The following is a 17618-nucleotide window of genomic DNA, read 5'->3' on the forward strand; positions in this document are numbered from 1 at the left end:
CATTCCCAACCCCTTCGCCGTTATGACGGCGCCGCGGCGATCTATGCACAGTATTTCGTATAATATTCGTGACCGCGCCTGCGATCGTCGGAAAACCGGGAATTTTCCGGCTCTTGCGAGACCTTAGGTCGCTTGTGGACCCAATCCGCAGCGGCTAGGCGACGGCGATGGGAGCGATCTTGTTGTCCGCCGCGCTTGCGGCCGCCGCCGCCGATTCGTCCGCTCCCGACATCGTCGTCACGGGTTTGGGACTGCCGCGCCAGCCGGGCGATGCCGCCTATGACAGCGTCGAGATCGACCGCCAGCGCCTGACCGACGAGGCGAGCGGCCGGCTGGAAAACGTGCTGCGCGACGCCGCCGGCTTCGCCCAGTTCCGCCGCTCGGATTCGCGCTCGGCGCAGCCGACAAGCCAGGGCGCGACCCTGCGCGGGCTCGGCGGCAATGCGGCATCGCGCGCGCTGATCCTGCTCGACGGCGTGCCGCTCGCCGATCCGTTCGGCGGCTGGGTCAGCTTCTCCGCGATCGATCCTGAGCGGCTGCAGGGCGCGCGCGTCACGCGCGGCGGCGGATCGGGCATCTATGGGCCGGGCGCACTGGCCGGCACGATCGAACTGTCGAGCGCCGCCGCCGGCCAGATCGCGCCGTTGTGGGCGGAGGTCGATTATGGCAGCCGCAACTCGGTCGATACGACCGCGGGCGTGGCGCAGGGCCTCGGCGGCGGCAGCGCCGTCCTGAGCGGCCATTATGCGCGCGGCGACGGCTTCGTGCCGATCATCGCGGCGGATCGCGGTCCGGTCGACGTGGCGGCGCCCTATCGCGAAGCGTCGGTCTCCGGCCGGCTGGTCTTCCCGGTCGGCGACAATAGCGAGCTGCAGACCTCGATGCTGGCGTTCAGCGACAAGCGCACGCGCGGCACCGCCTTCACCCCCAACGACACGCGCGGCGCCGATGCCAGCGTGCGGCTCGTCGGCCGCGGCGCCTGGGGATACGAGGCGCTCGGCTATGTCCAGGTGCGATCGTTCACCGCCGGCTTCGCCTCGATCAACGATGCGCGCACCACCGTCACCCAGACGCTCGACCAGTATAGCGTGCCCTCCACCGGGCTCGGCGGCCGGTTCGAGCTGCGGCCGCCGGTCGGCACGCACGTGCAGCTGCGCATCGGCACCGACACGCGCTACGTCACCGGCGAGACCGACGAGCTTTATTCCTACGTCACCGGCTCCCCCACCCGCACGCGCCGCGCGGGCGGCGATGCGCTGACGATCGGCGGATTTGCCGAGGCGGGGCTGGAGCCGCTGCGCGACCTGACGCTGACCGCCGGCGGCCGCATCGATCGCTGGCGGATCGACGGCGGCTTCCTCGACCAGAAATTGATCGCGACCGGCGCCGCGCTCACCAACAACCGCTATCCCAACCGCGAGGGCTGGCGGCCGACCGCACGCGGCGGCTTTGCGTGGAAGCCCGGCGGCGGGCCGGTCTCGATCCGTGGTGCCGCTTATCTCGGCTGGCGCCTGCCGACGCTGAACGAGCTCTATCGCCTGTATCGCGTCGGCGCCGACGCGATCGACGCCAATCCGTCGCTGAAGCCCGAGCGGCTGCGTGGGATCGACGGCGGGATCGACTACGATCCGCTGCCCAACCTGCATCTGTCGGCCACCGCCTTCACCAACCGGCTGAGCGACGCCATCGCTAACGTGACGATGGGCATCGGGCCGGGCACCTTCCCCGATGTCGGCGTCGTCGCGTCGGGCGGCCGCTATCAGGTGCGCGAGAATCTGCGCGCGATCACCTCGTCCGGCGCCGAGCTGGAAGCGCGGCTGAAGCTGCACCAATGGACGCTCGCCGCCTCCTACGCCTACACCGATGCGCGCGTGCATGCCGACGGTACGGCGGTGGTGCTCAACGGGCTGCGCCCGGCGCAGACGGCGCGGCATCAGGCTTCGGGCACGCTCGGCTGGGAGGGCTGGCGGCGCGTCGCGCTCTCGGCGACGCTGCGCTACGTCGGGCCGCAATATGAGGACGATCTCAACCAGGAGACGCTGAAGGGCGCGGTCACGCTCGACGCGACCGCGCGCGTGCCGATCCTCTCCCACCTGTCGGTGATCGCGCGCGCGGAGAATCTCAGCAACGTGCGCGTCGAGGCGGGCATCTCCGGCAACGACATCATCGAGCGCGCTACCCCGCGGACATTGTGGATCGGGTTGCGGTTCGAATAACGACGCATCGCCCTCCCCGTGCTCCTGCGAAAGCAGGAGCCCAGGCCTGCACCTGCGGCGCTCGCCTCACCTGGGCTCCTGCGTGCGCAGGAGAACGGGTGACGTGCGACGCTAGCGCAGCAGCAGTACCGCCGGCCTAAGCCCCTCCGCCCGCGCCTCGATCCGCATCGCGCCCGTGCCGGTCGCTTGCACGATCGCGGCGCACAGCCCGTTGAAGGCGCTCCGCCGGTCGGCATGATCGGGCTCGAGGCTGCGCGGGTCGCCATTGTCGACGCCAAGCAGCCGCAGGTCGCCCGACAGCGCGAACCGCACGCCGTTCGACGCGGTCGGCACCTCGCGCCCCTTCGCATCGACGATCGCAGTGCGTACCACCGCCACCTCGCCCACGCCCGCCAGCCGGCGACGATCGCTCGACAGCGCGATTGCGGCGGGCGCGCCGGTCGTCTCGCGTCGGTCGGTCAGGATCAGGCGGCCGTTGCGATAGCCGCGCGCCTCGATCCGGCCCGGCGCATAGGGCACCTGCCATTCGAGGTGGCGATTATGCTCGACCGGCTTGCGCCCGAGGCTGCGGCCGTTGACCAGCAGCTCGACCGCGTCGCAGTTCGAATGGACCCACACCGCGATCGACTGGTCCTCGCGCCCCGCCCAGTTCCAGTGCGGGAACAGGTGCAGCACCGGCGCATCGCCCCACCACGCGCGATAGTAATAATAATTGTCCTTGGGGAAGCCGCAGGTGTCGAGGATGCCGAAGTTCGACGTGTGGTTCGGCCAGCGCTCGAACGGGGTCGGCTCGCCGCGATAGTCGAACCCGGTCCAGACGAACCCGCCCGACAGGAAGGGCCGCTCCGAATAGAAGGTCCACCAGCGTTCCGCCGTGCTCGCCCATTTGGGGAAATCGGTATCGTAGGCGGGCACGATCCCGGCGGCATCGTCGCGCTTATATTCGCCGCGCACCGACACCGTGCTCGCCGTCTCGGTGCCGATCATCGGCACCTTCGGGTGGCTCGCATGATAGGCATCGATCGCGTCGAGATAATAATTGCAGCCCATCACGTCGAGTTCGGAGCTCGCGCCCTCGCCGAACTTGCCGTTCATCGCCTCGGTCACCAGCCTCGTGCCGTCGAGCTCGTAGACGCGCCGCTTCATCGACGCAGCGATGCGGCGGCCATTTTCGGTGCCGCGATGGATCTCCTCGTTGCCGATGCTCCACAGGAAGATCGACGGGTGGTTGCGGCCGCTGCGCACCATCCGCTCGAGCTGGCTCATCCCCTCGGGATTGCTCGACATCTGGCGCGTCTCCTGCAGCACCAGCATGCCGAGCCGGTCGCACGCCGCCAGCACCGCGGGCGCCGCCGGATGGTGGGTCGAGCGATAGGCGTTCGAGCCCATCGCCTTGAGCTGCTCGATCCGCCAGACGTGCAGGCTGTCGGGCACCGCAAAGCCGACCCCGGCATGGTCCTGGTGGTTGCAGGTGCCCTTCACCTTCACCGGCTTGCCGTTGAGGAACAGGCCTTGGTCGGGATCGAAGCGGATGGTGCGGATGCCGAAGACCGTCTCGTCGCGATCGACCACGGCGCCGTCGACCAGCAATTCGCTGACGAGGCGATGCAGCGCCGGCGTCTCGATCGACCAGAACGCCGGCCGAGCGAGCATCGTCTGCTGCGGGCACGCGACCGCGCCCCACGCGGGCAGCGCCAGCGGGTCGGAGGTGAGCGTCGCCAGCAATTGCCCGTCGGGGCCGAATATGGTCGAGCGCAGCCGCGCGGTGGCGGCCGGCCCGTCATTGTCGATCTCGGTGGCGAGCGCGACCCGCGCCGTCTCGCCCTCGACCGTGCAGCGCGCGACGGCACCCCATTGCCGCACATGCGCCGGCGCGGTCTTGACCAGCCGCACGTGGCGATAGAGACCCGCGCCCTCGTAGGACCATGCCTCGCCCAGCCCGACATCGCAGCGGACGAGCAGGATATTGTCCTCGCCCGGCTTGACGAAATCGGTGACGTCGAGGGTGAACGGCGCATAGCCGCTCTCGTTCGAGCCGACCACGAAGCCGTTGAGCACCACCAGGCAATCGCGCGACACGCCGTCGAATTCGAGCGACAGGCGCCGCCCGGCATCCTCCGCCGCGATCGGCAGTTTGCGGCGATACCAGCCGACGCTGGTCGCCGGGAAGCGGCGGCCGAGCGGCTTGAACCCCTGGAAGGCGCCGATATGGTCTTCCTTGCTGCCCGGCTCGCCGAACTTCGTGAACGGCAGGTCGACCGCCCAATCGTGCGGCAGCTCGACCGCCTGCCAGCCCTTGTCGTCATAATCGGGCTTCTGCAGCGCGATGTTGATCGTGCCCGACTTGGCATAGGTTTCGTGCGAGCCGCCAAACTCGAAATCCTGCGCCGGATCGGCACCATGGCCGAGATGGAAGCGCCAGGCCGTGTCGAGCGGCACGACGATGCGCGGCGAAGCCCCCTCGCCCGCCGCATGCGCCGGCAATGCCACCGCAGCGCCCGCCACGGTGCCGGCGACCATCATCTCGCGCCGCGTTACTCCACCCAATGCCGTCCTCCCGATGCCGGCGCCTATAGGATCGGCGGTCGCATGGCCGTCAAGCCCGCGCCGACGCGCGTCGATGCTTGCGAGCGATGCGGGCACATGGTCTATCGGGGCGATGCAATTGACCTGCCCAAGCTGCGCCGCGACCTATGACGTGCCCGACGGTGCGATCGGCGCGAACGGCCGCAAGGTGCGCTGCCGGGCGTGCGGCACGAGCTGGTTCGAGCCGCCGCACGCACCGGCCGCGCCCGTCGCGCCGCTCACCCCGCCCCCCATTTCGCAGCCCGAAGCCGTCGCGCCCGTGCCGGAACCGGCCGACGAACCGGTCTTCCCGCCACGCCGGCGCCGACGCGCGCTGCCGTGGATCCTGCTACTGCTGGCGGTGCTCGCGGTGGGGCTCGGCGTGACCGCCGCAATCCTCGCATTCGGGCCTGGCCCGGTGGCGACGCGGCTCGGTTTGAAGGAGGATCGCGTGCCGCTCGGCATCGCGATCACCAAGCAGCCCGACTGGCGGATGATCGCGGGCGGCAGCCAGCTGTTCGCGGTTTCCGGCCGCATCTGGAACCCGACGTCGGACAGCCAGCCGGTGCCCGACATCCGCGCCGAGTTGAAGGACGCCCACGGCAAGACCGTCTATGCCTGGACGATCGCGCGCCCGACGCCGCGGCTCGGGCCGGGTGCATCGGCGACGTTCGACGGCGCGGCGGTCGACGTGCCGGCCAGCTCGACCAACGTCAGCGTCAGCTTCGCCGGCACCGACGCGCCCTGATGCAAGTTTGTGCGCCACCGGCATTGCGGGCGGCAAAACCCTCTGCTAGGGGCTCGCGCCTGCCAGCACCCCGGCGGTCAGCCGGGGCCCTTCTCGATGTGCGGTCGTGGCGGAACTGGTAGACGCGCAACGTTGAGGTCGTTGTGGCCGAAAGGCCGTGGAAGTTCGAGTCTTCTCGACCGCACCACACAGTCCGAGTGGCTGTTGTTATTTGAGAGCATGGCCGGAATGGCGGGGAATAAGCCCCGTAATTCCGGCACTTTGCCACTCCCCGCGAAGGCTGTGTGGCAGTCGAGGTCTCGGATCAGCGCTTGTTTGCGCGTGATTGGCGCCTCGGTCTCTGCGGGCCATTTCGCAGACCTCAATGCATCGTTGCGATCAGGCCATGCCGCCCGAACGACACAAGGCGCCCGCGGCGCCCTCTGCTTATGTTCTGATCGCGCGTTATGCTGCCAACAGCATCGCCCGCTGCGCGGCCCAAGCGATCGGTAGATCGACCTCGGTCAGTACGGAGCGGGTCACTGTGGTGGGTTGGCATCCCGCCAGGATCGCTTTGACGATCTCAGGTGCGAGCCAGCTCAGCTTGAGCAGCATCGTCAGCCGTTTGCGACAGCGACCATGTGTCGCCGCGATCTGGTTGATAGAAGCGGTTGGGTTGGCCAGCACGAGCATCCGTGCGTCGATGGCATCGGCAAGCAGCGCGACCAGCCCGGCATCAGGCGATGCGCGGACCGGAGCCGCCTGCTCGCCCGCGAACACCAGCCGAAGCTCACGCCCGCGCCGGATGCGCTGAACCGGAGCATCGATGATGATGGCGATCTGGTCATCGTGGTGGCTCATTCCAAATGCCTGGAGCAGACGATGCTCGCTCACGCGGATCGTCACCCGCTCCTCGGCAAGGTCGATCCGCTCGACGATAGTCGGCAGAAGCTGAACCAGATCGCGCTCGCGCTCAGCCAGCCCCGCCGCTTTTGCCACGATGCGATCGACCGAGCGCGGATCGACCTTGAGCGCTGCCCGCGCCATCCGGTTGCGATCAAGCAGCAGCTCTTTGACCCGCCCGATGACCGCGCGCTCCAGATCGCGTGCGCCGACCCGCCATGCCGGCTGGTCCGCCGATGCGTTGCGGGTCGCATAATAGAGATAGCGCCGGCTCCCTCGGGTTGCGTGATTGGTCGACATCGCGCGGCCGAGCCCATCGTAGAGCAGGGCGACCAGCAGACGACCATCGCGACTCTCGCGCTTCACGATCGAGCCCGGGCCGCGTGCCGCAAGCTTGTCGCGAACCTCGTCCCACAGTGCCTGGGTGACGATCGCGGGATGTTCACCGCGATGCGGATTACCCTTGTGGACGATGTCGCCCAGATAGATGCGGTTCGCCAGCAGATGGTAGAGCGTGCCGCGTCGGAACGCGACGCCACCCTTATGAGGCCCACTCGCGCGCAGCTGGACCTTGGTGCGATGGCCGTCCTGGTTTAGCTCGACGATCAGCTCCTTGACGGAGGGCAGTGCGACATATCGCTGATAGATGTGCCGGACGAGTGCAGCTTCGGGTTCGTTCACCACCAGCCTGCGATCCTGCACGTCATAGCCAAGCGGCACCGGTCCTCCCATCCACAGCCCCTTTCGCTTGGACGCCGCGATCTTGTCGCGGATGCGCTCGCCGGTGACTTCGCGCTCGAACTGCGCGAACGACAGCAGCATGTTGAGGGTGAGCCGCCCCATCGAGGTGGTCGTATTGAACGACTGAGTGACGCTCACGAAGCTCGCCCCTGCCCTATCGAGCACATCGACGATCTTGGCGAAGTCGGCGAGACTGCGGGTCAGCCGGTCGACCTTGTAGATGATGATCGTATCGACCTTGCCGCCCGCGATATCGCCAAGCAGCCGCTGCAACCCCGGGCGCTCCATGGTGCCGCCCGAGAAGCCGCCATCGTCATAGCGATCGGCAAGAAGCGTCCAGCCCTCATGTCGTTGGCTGAGCACGTAAGCAGCACAGGCATCGTGCTGGGCATCAAGGCTGTTATACTCCTGCTCCAACCCGTCCTCGGTCGACTTGCGGGTATAGATTGCACAGCGCGTGCGAAGCTTCGCTTTGACGTCACGCATGGCGGCCGAGCCCGAAGAAGCGAGGGCCGGACCGGTGCGCGCCGGTCACCAGGTTCGCGATGCTACTCAATGAAGCGAAAGCTCTACCCTCGAACAGGAACCCCGTCTCGGTCACCAGCACGCTGATCGTCCGTCCCTGCCATTCACGGATCAGCTGGGAGCCTGCGCTAAGCGCCATAGGCTGGGCCGGCTTTGGCGTGGCATCTTCGCTCCGTCGCTGAAGCGCCCGCGCCGCCGCAACGCCGAGTCCTCCATACCGCAGCTCCTGCAACCGGTAGCCTACTCCTCGCCGCAGGAGGTCAGCCGAAAGGCTAGGTGCGGGAGCATCGTAGGCGGCTTGCCAGGCGTCGCGCAGCTGCGCTGGCGACATGGTCGCCAGCGCCGTCAGTTGGTCGGAAAGCCGGGCCATGATTAGGCAGCCTGTCCGATCGAGTAGCAGGTCACGTCATCACGCTTGCCGGTGACGATGGCATGCCCCTTCTTGCGCAGGCCACACAAAGCGGCGCGCGTCGTATGCGGCAACCAGCCGGTTGCTGCCGTCAGCTCAGCGATGGTCGCGCCGGCATCGCGCGCCAGCAGGTCGACCACCTGCGCCGCCTTGGTCGGCTTGCCGGCCGCCGCCACGGTAGGCTGGGACAGTGTTGAGAGCGTCGCTCGACCTTCAGCGGTAATCGTCGCGCCCAGCTTCTTGCGGCCGTCAACACGGTAAGCGTCGGCCTTCGCGCGCACAGGAAAAGCAGCGGCAAGACCGAGTTCGATCAGGTGGTCGATCGCTGACGGTACGTCGCTTAGGTCGGTAAGTCCCTGCATCGGCAGCAAGCTGCCGTTCGGCAAGGCTGCCGCATTGGTCAGCAGCGAAATCTCAAGGTCGGTAAGGCTGGTCATCGATCGTCTCCGGCGGAAACGGCCCTATGCCGCCCCACTGACCGAAGCCCGGCGCACCGCCAGGTCGTGCTTGCCGCGTCCTTGCCGCCGCCGCTCACGAGTACATTACCGCTCCAAACGAGAGGACAGTCCAGTCGATTTTTGAACAAGTTCGCGATTTGGTGGACACCGCATATCCTTTTGCGGCAGGTCAGGCCCACTTCCGGCCGCTCAGCGACTACGGGGCGCCCCCAGAAAACCGCCGCTCGTTCAGCATTACCGACGCCCGATCAACCACATTTCCGAACTGCTGGTTTACCGGGCCTACGTACTCTCGATTAGCCGATCCGGCCCGATGGAGATGATCGATGGGTCACTCTTCGATGGACCCCGCCTTTCACGACCTTCGACCCTAATCCTCTGATTGTCGCGGGCCCATCTCAAGCCCGGGATCGTTTTAAGCATTTCCCAGCAAGGAAATCCCATGAACCGCGATCACGACATCTCCGTCCTCAACGGCCTGACGAAGACGACTCTCGACAGCATGAAGGGCTACGAGGATGCCGCAAAGGACGCGGAGAGCACCCGCTTCGCCACCATGTTCGCTGACTTCGCCCGAGATCGTGGCGAAGCCGCTCGTGCTTTGCAGGCTGAAGTCGCGCGTCTGGGCGGCACGTCAGAGACCGGCAGCAGTTTCCTGGCTGCCGCTCACCGCACCTTCCTCGACCTGAAGCAGGCCTTCACGTCGAACGATGACAAGGCGATCGTCATCGAAGTCGAGCGTGGCGAAGACCACATCAAGGCGAAGTTCGAGGATGCCCTCAACGATGCCGAGCTCGCGGCTGAGAGCAACGCGGTAATCCGCGAGGCCTTCACGACGGTCCGCCAAGGCCACGACCAGATGAGCGCGCTCAAGCACAGTCTGGCATAATGATGGTTCGGGGCCGGCCCGCCGATCGAGCCGGCCCCGCTATGCGCACATTGCGCGCGTCGGTCGATGCGCAATGCTGGATCGTCGATTGCGACTGACCATCCGTCACGAGACGCGCTACCGCTACAAGCGCCCGGTGACGCTCCAGCTGCATCGGCTGATTGTGACGCCGTACGACGGCGAGGATCTGACGACCTTGTCCAGATCGCTGCGCTTCCAACCGGACGCCGACGTGACTTGGACCGTCGACGTCTTTGGGAATTTCATCGCCGCGGCCACATTCGATGAACCGGCCTCCGAACTGGTGATCGTCGCAGCTGCCGAGGTTGAACAACGCGCGCCGGAATGGCCGGTCTTCGCCATAGATCCGATGGCCCATGCCTATCCTTTTACCTACTCGCTTGACGACATCATCGATCTTGGCGGCCTGGCGCAGCCGGACTGGCTGAAGCCGGGTGGCGAGCGCGTTGCCGACTGGGCACGCGGCTTCGTCATGGGGTCGCGGACGGACACATTGTCGCTGCTCAAGGATCTCAACATCGGCATGCTCGCCAACATCACGTACCGTTGGCGGGATGAGGAAGGCACGCAATCGCCGGCAGACACGCTCGACATCGGCAGCGGCTCCTGTCGCGACATAGCCGGTCTGTTCATCGAAGCGGCCCGCCACCTCGGCTTCGGTGCGCGTGCGGCTTCAGGTTACCTCATCGATCTCGATCAGGCTCCCGACAATCCCGGCTCGACGCACGCCTGGGCCGAGATCTACTTGCCCGGAGCCGGATGGATCGCCTTCGATGGTGCTGTCAGTCTAATGCGAACTCGTCTCCAGACGATGCATTTGGGTCTTCGCGGCTGGCATCCTAGCTCATAAGGATCTGCCACTCGGCCAGGGCGGCCGAGCGGCGAAGCTTATAGGTCTGGCGATCGACGAGGTGGCGTTCGAGATTGAAGTGGTTGCTGACGTTGGCGTGGACCGAGGCGAACTTCTGAAGCGTCTTCATCCGCCGGAACCGCATCATCGCTCGCTCTCGTCGTCGGAATGGCAGGTGACTGTTCTCCACTCGGTTGTTGGCCCAGCGGCCGACCTCCTGCTTGTCCTCGTTGCCAAGCTCGGTCATCGCGGCGCGATAGGAGCGCAGCCCGTCGGTTGTGATGGCCTCCGGCGAGCCATGACGCTTCAGCGCCTTCTTCATGAAGCGAAGCGCTGCGCCCTTGTCGCGCCCTTTGGTGACGTAGCTTTCGAGGATCTCGCCCTCGTGATCGACGGCTCGCCAGAGGTAGACCATCTCACCGTTGAGCTTCACGTACATCTCGTCGAGGTGCCAGCGCCAATGGCGGAAGCCCCGCATGCGAGACACCCGCTGCCGACGGATATCGCCGGCAAACATCGGACCAAAGCGGTTCCACCAATGCCGCACCGTCTCATGGCAGATGTCGATCCCGCGCTCGAATAGCAGGTCCTCCACGTTCCGCAGCGACAGCGGGAACCGCACATACATCATCACCACGAGGCGGATCACCTCGGGTGACGAGTTGAAGTAGCGGAATGGGCTCTGTGGCTTGCGAGGTCGAGGCATCCAGCCCGCCTTACCCAGTCCTCCTTACCGAGCGGTGCATTTGGTCTGACAGCACCCTATCGCCGCTTCCTACGCGTTCGGCCGACGCTCCAGCGCTTCGCTCGCCCCGTCGCGGCGTCCGCACGATTAAGGCGAGCCATCCTCCGACCTCTTATTTTCCGCCCGGCGATGAGTTCGCCTTTCACACCAGGGGAACTCTCCACTTTTCGGGGGCAAGTCCAAAATAAAGGAATGGGCTGTACGGCTTGGCTCTCGATCTACGGCGCATTCAAGCTTGCTGACCGCCACGATCATCCCATGCCACGTTGATTTGACAGCACCGTTCTATGCGATGAGTTCGCGATATGCGAGCTCGTTCGTAGGGACCGCCGGTGCTGTGGTTTATACGTATGGAGCGTCTCAAAGAGCCGCGGCACATTCGCCCCCCCGCCATGCGGCTCAACGAGGACAGGCCATGCAAGCTGCCGGAACAGGAACTCGCTCAGGCCAGACTAGAGGCACGGACTTTAACTGGTCGGCGGACCTTACGACGCGGGGCGGAGCCACCGTGCATGTCCGACCGGCAACCGCGTCGGATAAGGCCTTAATGACGGAGTTGTTTCGTCATGTCAGCCCAGAGGATCGACGGTTTCGGTTTTTTGGAACCATTCAACAAATCGGCGATGAGCAGATCACGCCTATGCTGGCCGTCGACGACGGCACCATTACCTTTATTGCGTTCAGTAAAGAAGCGCCGATCGCGTGTTGCACCCTAATTGACGACCTCGATGGTAAGAGCGCCGATGTCGGCCTTTCAATACGTTCGGATTGGAAAGGCGTAGGGGTCAGTTGGACACTGCTCGAACATGTTCTTCAATATGCCGCTGCGCATGGCCTAACGACTGTGACCTCGCTCGAAAGCGGCAACGATCGGATCGCGATCGCTCTTGAGCGGGAGATGGGCTTTGTGGCGCGACTTAGCTCCGCCAGTCCTATCGAAATGGTTCTGAGCAAGCGCGTCGACTAATCGTGTTGGAATGCGGCAGCGATTTATCGATGAGTCGAGTGATCGAGCGCAAGTTGAGAGATTATCATGATCGGCAATCCAAACCTTATCGAGCTGGCTGAACATGCTGAGCGAGCGCGGCTACTCCCATTCAAGATGCTTGCGGCTCTAACCAAGCTCGGCAAGCTCACCCCGCGCGAGGCATTGCAAGTCGCCGACGAAATGCTCGCTGATGCTCCAGAGCATGAGCAAACGATAGCGCAAGACCATCTCGTTTCGGTGCTCAAGCTGGATTAATCACCTGAATCGCGGCCGAGAGGTAGAAAAGGCGTCGGCACACCGAATCGTGTGGACGAACCGTGGCAGGAGTTCGATTGCGTCCTATGGAGCCCGCCGCGTCCAACGCTCATGCCGACGTCAAGCAGCCCGAACGTCCGAAGCTCCTTAAGATGCTTGGACCCGGACTGATTACCGGCGCCTCGGACGACGACCCCAGCGGGATTGCTACTTATTCGCAGGTGGGAGCGCAATTTGGCTACGGCCTAAGCTGGGTCATGCTCTTCTCCTGGCCGCTGATGTGCGCGATCCAGGAGATCAGTGCAAGGATCGGTCGGGTCACGGGTCGGGGCATCGCGGGCAACCTCAAACATCATTACGCAGCTCCGATCGGCTATTCGGTCGTGTTGCTTGTTGTAATCGCCAATGTGATTAACCTCGGTGCCGACCTCGGCGCGATGGGTGCAGGCCTGAAGCTGCTGATCGGCGGCCCCTCACTGCTGTACGTAGCCGCATTCGGCGGAATTTCGGTGCTACTCGAAGTGTTTTCGCGCTACTCGCGCTATGTGTCAGTGCTGAAGTGGCTGACGCTGTCGCTTTTTGCCTATGTCGCGGTCGCTTGCGTGGTCCACGTGCCTTGGGGCACGGTCGCACATAGCCTCGTCGTCCCGTCCATCACCTATTCGACGAGTTATGTGACCGCGGTTGTTGCCATTCTCGGCACGACCATCAGCCCTTATCTTTTTTTCTGGCAGGCGGAGGAAGAGGTTGAGGAAGTTCGGGAGCGCCCAGATGCAAAGCCCTTACAGCGCGCCCCCGAGCAGGCGGTGTCCGAATTAAAGCGCATCCGGATCGACACTTACGTGGGAATGGCGCTTTCCAATGGCGTCGCATTGTTCATCATCATTACAGCCGCCGCGACGCTAAACGCCAATGGCATCACGGACATTCAGACGTCGTCGCAAGCCGCTCAGGCCCTCCGCCCAATTGCTGGGAAATTCGCATTCTTTGTCTTCGCGACGGGAATTATTGGCACTGGCTTGATCGCGCTGCCGGTTCTCGCCGGCTCGTCTGCATACGCGTTGGGGGAGATGCTCGGCTGGCATGTGGGGCTGGCGCGGAAGCCTGATCGGGCAAAGGCGTTTTACGTTTGTATCGCTGTCGCAACCGCGCTCGGCGTCCTTATGAATCTCACTCCAATCGACCCAATCAAAGCCCTGTTCTGGAGCGCCGTCATTAATGGCGTGGCTGCGGTACCCATCATGGCGTTGATGATGATCATGTCGACCAACAAGCGCGTGATGGGTAACTTTCAATTACCAATCGGATCGAAGCTGATCGGGTGGCTCGCGACGGCGGTGATGGCCGTTGCTGCAGCAGGCCTTCTCATCCCGTATGCAGCAGATCTCTGAACGTTTATGGAGGCTCCCCCGTACTCTCGCTTGGTCGGCGCGAACTCGTCTACGTATCATCCCTAAGGGCAGCGTCGAGACGACGCCCATAAGGATAGCGGCAGAAGTTGGCTGTGGCCGACATCAGGGCGAATATGGAACGTTGGCGATAGATGCCTTCGACGCTTCCAGAACGTCGTATTCAGGTAAATATCGCCGCCGCTGTATTAACCCTTTTCGACGGCGATAAGCCCGTGCTGTCGATGCGCGCGGTCACGGGGCGCCCCGGCGCTGAAACGCCGATGCTCAATCGACCGTCCGGAGCATACTCGTCAACCCGCCCTGGAATGTGCCCCAATGCTCCGCCGGGGTCGCCACGGTCACGTTGGACCGGGCGCTGGTAGGCGGGAAGGAGACGCGGGAAGCGCGCCGCGCCGTGCTGGAAGCATTGCCGCTGCTGCAGGCCCCGCGCCATGTCGTCGTCGTCGAATTCGCGCATGCCGATCGCATCGCCGAAGCACGCGAACATCTCGTGGATATCGCCCATTGCTCGGCCGCCATGGCGTAGTGGTTGAAACCGAAGCATCTGAGGCTCAGGGCTCAAACGTGCACAGTCTGGCCAAGAAAGTAAACGAGCAGGGTGCGGATCTAATTGTAGCCGGCACTTATAGCCATAATCGGCTGCGGGAATGGGTATTGGATGGGGTCACGTGTGATCTTCTGTTGAGTACGCGGGGCCTAGCGCTGCTGTCTCATGACAGTCCCTCGACCGCATTTTGTGGATCGTATATCTGCGGCCGAGGTGGGCATTTGTCAGCAACAAAGTCACCCGCTTGGCGCGCCATTTCGATCTGGTTGTCAACAAGGCAGGCCTTCGCGAGTCGCGCGTGCCCGTCATTTCGGGCATTAGATTATGGCGATCTCTGCCAGTACCATACTGTTGCACGCCGTCGATTGAAGCTTGTCGAGCGCCTCAGCTATGCATCAGGGCGCGATCGACAACATCGACCAGCCGGTAGCCCTCGATAGGTTTCTGGATCACTGCTGCGAAGCCCGCGGCTATCGCTTCGGACTTCGCCTCTTCGCCATCGATGCTGGTCATCAGGATAGCAACACCCAACCATCCTAATGCCCTGAACGATCGCATCAAAGATATACCGTCGATACTCGCCATCTCATTATCCGTAATGAGGCAAATTGCAGTCTGCGCAATCGGATCCGCTAAAGCATTGCGGCCATCCCCATAAGCTCGAACAATGTAGCCGCATCCGCGAAGGCGAAGCTGGAGCGATCTTCGCGTAGGCGGATCGTCGTCTACTAGGAGAAGTGTTTCTGAAGCCGTAGGAGTAGGTCGCTCGATTAGCCCTCTCATGTCCGTACCCTTCCGTGTGCAGTCACGGGACTAGACCGCGTCAAACTGCTACACTGGCAGGGTAAAGGCGGGGACTCGCTACGTAGAGCTACTAGTGCTCCTCATTCGGCATGCCGGCAGCAAACGCGATACGTAACGCCTCGGAAAGGCTCTGCGCGCGAAGCTTGCTCATCAGGTTGGCACGGTGGACTTCCACCGTTCGCGCACTGATGTCGAGGTCGTAGGCGATGGTCTTGTTCGGATGCCCGTTCGCCAAACCTTCAAGGACATCGCGCTCCCGCGCAGTGAGAGCGCCGATACAAAGCTGTGCTTCCGCGCGATCCTCAATTCGCCGACCAGTGTCGTTGAGCCGCTCCACGGCTCGCGCGATCGCCGCTACCAAGACGGCCTTCTCGAACGGCTTTTCGAGGAAGTCGACCGCGCCCGCCTTCATCGCGCGCACCGCCAGCGGAACATCACCATGTCCTGTCAGAACCACGACCGGCATAGCGATGCCGCGCGCGCGAAGCTGTTCTTGAACCTCAAGGCCGTCCATGTCCGGCATACGAATGTCGAGTAGCACGCACCCTGGCATTACCGATTGGGCGACTTTCAGAAACTCGATTCCCGAAACATATGTCTTCACCTCATACCCCGAAACCCGCAGATTGAAGGACGTGGAGCGCCGGACCGATTCCTCGTCGTCTATGAGGTGGACAAGAGGCTTATCGCTCAACGCTTGTCTCCTCGGCTGCCAGCATCAATGTAAAATGGAAGCGCGTGCCGCCGTCCTGGCAAGCGTCCGCTCCGATGCGCCCGCCATGCGCTTCGACGATTGTGCGGCAAATCGACAATCCCAAGCCCATACCCTCCTGTTTCGTACTCAGAAAGGCGCGAAACAGCTCCGCAGCCACCTCCGGTGCGAGGCCGGGGCCGGTGTCTTGCACCGAAACCTCTGCCCAGTTGGGCAACCGGAAGGCCGTCTCAATCGTAATCCGGCGCACCGGCTGGTCCATCATCGCCTCTACCGCATTCCGCACGAGATTGACGATCACTTGCTGGATCTGAACGCGGTCTACCAGAACCGGGCTGGCGCGCGGGTCGAGGGTCATGACCACCTCGACGCCGTCGCACCGCGTGCCGACCAGGCCGAGCCTGCACGCTTCTTCCACCAGCTTCGGCAGATCCTCGATCGCCTTCTCTACTTCGCCGCGGGCAACGAAAGCCCGCAGGCGGCGCACGATCTGCCCTGCACGAATTGCCTCCGCAATGGCATCTGAAAGTGCGTCGCGCACAGTGGCGACATTGTCCTCGTTAGGCTCGGTAAGCAGCTCGCGGGCGCCCTCCGCGTAGGAGATCACAGCGGTTATTGGTTGATTGAGTTCATGAGCGAGGGTCGAAGCCATTGCCCCCATCGCGCTGACCCTGGCAACATGGATGAGCTCGGCTTGGAGCGCGTTGAGCCGCGCTTGCGTCGCTTCCCGTTCCGTCAGATCCCGAATGAACCCGGTAAATAGCCGGCGTCCCCCACCGGTCGCTTCCCCGATGGCCAGCTCGTGCGGAAACGTCGAACCGTCCTTACGCTGACCGATAACCCGACGGGTCGTACCGATGATGCGGGCTTCTCCAGTTGCCAAGTATCGCGAGATATACCCCGAATGTCGCTCGCGATCGGGCGAGGGCATGAGAATGCCTATATCCTTGCCGAGCATCTCCGGCTCTGAATAGCCAAACAGGCGCTCGGCAGCGGTACTGAACGACTGGACCGTTCCCTGATCATCAATGATGATCATCGCATCGGGAACGGTGCCGAGGATGGAGGCAAGTTGCGATTCCCTAGCCTCCAGCGCGCGCTCGGCTGCGCGCTGGTCGGTGATGTCGCGCAAGACTTTACCGTATCCGATCAGATCGCCCGCATCATCGGTTAGGGCAGTTATCGTGACATGAGCCAGAAACTCCGACCCATCCTTCTTGACCCTCCACGCTTCCTCTTCGATGCGACCAAGTGTGCGTGCGCGCAAAAGATCGCTTTCGCACCTTCCAGATGCTATTTCGTCCTGTGGATAGAAGATCGAGCAATGCTGGCCGAGAACTTCTTCTTCAGACCAGCCCTTGATTCGCTCGGCACCGTCGTTCCAAACCGCGACATTGCCGGCGGCGTCGAGCATGTAGATAGCGTAGTTCGTCGCACTGTCGATGAGCAGCCCAAGCTCGACCGCGATCACTTCGGCACGCGCCGCCAAACTGTCGATGCGCCCGCCGTGGCGGTAAATTTGTGCCCGCTTTGGCCTGATGGATACGTCCGGTCGCATAGGTGGAGTGTCATCGGCCATGACGACATTTTAGGCTGATCAGCCATCGATTTATAGCGCGTTGAGATGTTTCGAGCGATGCGCTTTCCGCTCGCTTGGCGGCCCAGCTTTGCCTTTCGTGAAACTATCGCGAGCGGGCTCATCAAGGGAATTTACGGAGTGTGCGATGGCTGCGGGACGGGCAATCGCGCAAGTAAGCCTGCACGGAGTTTCGCAGTATGAACGGGGGCAATCGACCGCGCTGGAACCTGGCCCGATAGGCCCGATAACGCAAATATTGGTTCGTGCGATCA

At 63.7% G+C, this 17618-nt stretch carries 15 protein-coding genes, 1 tRNA gene and 1 pseudogene; 9 read left to right on the plus strand and 8 right to left on the minus strand.

The window, feature by feature from the left end:
- The first annotated feature begins 167 nt into the window (after positions 1-167).
- A complete protein-coding gene (locus K8P63_RS11735; RefSeq protein ID WP_223796218.1) occupies positions 168-2216 on the plus strand; it encodes a TonB-dependent receptor in 2049 nt (682 codons plus the stop codon).
- A gap of 111 nt (positions 2217-2327) precedes the next feature.
- On the opposite strand, the gene galA is transcribed toward K8P63_RS11735, so the two are convergent.
- Entirely contained in the window at positions 2328-4763 is a 2436-nt protein-coding gene (galA, locus tag K8P63_RS11740) for a beta-galactosidase GalA (protein WP_223796219.1), read from the minus strand.
- A 112-nt stretch (positions 4764-4875) separates the two neighbouring features.
- Here galA and K8P63_RS11745 point away from each other — a divergent pair, with 112 nt between their 5' ends.
- Complete coding sequence (locus K8P63_RS11745) at positions 4876-5529, plus strand: zinc-ribbon domain-containing protein (RefSeq protein WP_223796220.1); 654 nt, start codon at positions 4876-4878, stop codon at positions 5527-5529.
- 100 nt (positions 5530-5629) lie between these two features.
- Positions 5630-5716: transfer RNA gene (locus tag K8P63_RS11750), tRNA-Leu, on the plus strand.
- 257 nt (positions 5717-5973) lie between these two features.
- Here K8P63_RS11750 and K8P63_RS11755 read toward each other — a convergent pair.
- The 3 genes from K8P63_RS11755 to K8P63_RS11765 are packed head-to-tail and all read right to left on the minus strand — an operon-like array spanning position 5974 to position 8523.
- Positions 5974-7638, minus strand: coding sequence for a recombinase family protein (locus tag K8P63_RS11755; protein ID WP_223796221.1), 1665 nt, complete (start codon positions 7636-7638; stop codon positions 5974-5976).
- The gene (locus tag K8P63_RS11760) at positions 7631-8047 is read right to left on the minus strand and encodes a DUF2924 domain-containing protein (protein WP_223796222.1); all 417 of its coding nucleotides are present in this window, start codon (positions 8045-8047) and stop codon (positions 7631-7633) included. The genes K8P63_RS11755 and K8P63_RS11760 overlap by 8 nt, the downstream gene beginning before the upstream one ends.
- Before the next feature lie 2 nt (positions 8048-8049).
- A complete protein-coding gene (locus K8P63_RS11765; RefSeq protein WP_223796223.1) occupies positions 8050-8523 on the minus strand; it encodes a DUF3489 domain-containing protein in 474 nt (157 codons plus the stop codon).
- Positions 8524-8986: 463 nt separating this feature from the next.
- Here K8P63_RS11765 and K8P63_RS11770 point away from each other — a divergent pair, with 463 nt between their 5' ends.
- Both K8P63_RS11770 and K8P63_RS11775 read left to right on the plus strand, forming a co-directional pair.
- A complete protein-coding gene (locus K8P63_RS11770) occupies positions 8987-9433 on the plus strand; it encodes a ferritin-like domain-containing protein (protein WP_223796224.1) in 447 nt (148 codons plus the stop codon).
- A 73-nt stretch (positions 9434-9506) separates the two neighbouring features.
- On the plus strand, positions 9507-10304 hold the full coding sequence (locus tag K8P63_RS11775; protein WP_223796225.1) for a transglutaminase family protein: 798 nt from the start codon (positions 9507-9509) through the stop codon (positions 10302-10304).
- Here K8P63_RS11775 and K8P63_RS11780 read toward each other — a convergent pair.
- On the minus strand, positions 10294-11010 hold the full coding sequence (locus K8P63_RS11780; RefSeq protein ID WP_223796226.1) for an IS6 family transposase: 717 nt from the start codon (positions 11008-11010) through the stop codon (positions 10294-10296). The two genes, K8P63_RS11775 and K8P63_RS11780, sit on opposite strands and share 11 nt — an antisense overlap.
- Before the next feature lie 586 nt (positions 11011-11596).
- Here K8P63_RS11780 and K8P63_RS11785 point away from each other — a divergent pair.
- The 4 genes and pseudogenes from K8P63_RS11785 to K8P63_RS11800 form a co-directional block, all read left to right on the plus strand.
- A complete protein-coding gene (locus K8P63_RS11785; RefSeq protein ID WP_223796227.1) occupies positions 11597-12016 on the plus strand; it encodes a GNAT family N-acetyltransferase in 420 nt (139 codons plus the stop codon).
- Between the two features lie 66 nt (positions 12017-12082).
- Entirely contained in the window at positions 12083-12292 is a 210-nt protein-coding gene (locus tag K8P63_RS11790; RefSeq protein WP_223796228.1) for a hypothetical protein, read from the plus strand.
- Between the two features lie 86 nt (positions 12293-12378).
- Entirely contained in the window at positions 12379-13683 is a 1305-nt protein-coding gene (locus K8P63_RS11795; RefSeq protein ID WP_223796229.1) for an NRAMP family divalent metal transporter, read from the plus strand.
- Positions 13684-13796: 113 nt separating this feature from the next.
- Positions 13797-14029 (plus strand): annotated as a pseudogene (locus tag K8P63_RS11800) (L,D-transpeptidase family protein); the annotation flags it as partial.
- A gap of 606 nt (positions 14030-14635) precedes the next feature.
- On the opposite strand, the gene K8P63_RS11805 reads toward K8P63_RS11800, so the two are convergent.
- The 3 genes from K8P63_RS11805 to K8P63_RS11815 form a co-directional block, all read right to left on the minus strand.
- Complete coding sequence (locus K8P63_RS11805; RefSeq protein WP_223796230.1) at positions 14636-15034, minus strand: response regulator; 399 nt, start codon at positions 15032-15034, stop codon at positions 14636-14638.
- 91 nt (positions 15035-15125) lie between these two features.
- Entirely contained in the window at positions 15126-15749 is a 624-nt protein-coding gene (locus tag K8P63_RS11810) for a response regulator transcription factor (protein WP_223796231.1), read from the minus strand.
- Positions 15739-17346, minus strand: a complete 1608-nt coding sequence (locus K8P63_RS11815) for a PAS domain-containing sensor histidine kinase (protein ID WP_223796232.1) — start codon at positions 17344-17346, stop codon at positions 15739-15741. The genes K8P63_RS11810 and K8P63_RS11815 overlap by 11 nt, the downstream gene beginning before the upstream one ends.
- Positions 17347-17618: the final 272 nt, after the last annotated feature.

Source organism: Sphingomonas nostoxanthinifaciens (assembly GCF_019930585.1).
In the GTDB taxonomy this organism is placed as follows: Bacteria; Pseudomonadota; Alphaproteobacteria; order Sphingomonadales; family Sphingomonadaceae; genus Sphingomonas_I; species Sphingomonas_I nostoxanthinifaciens.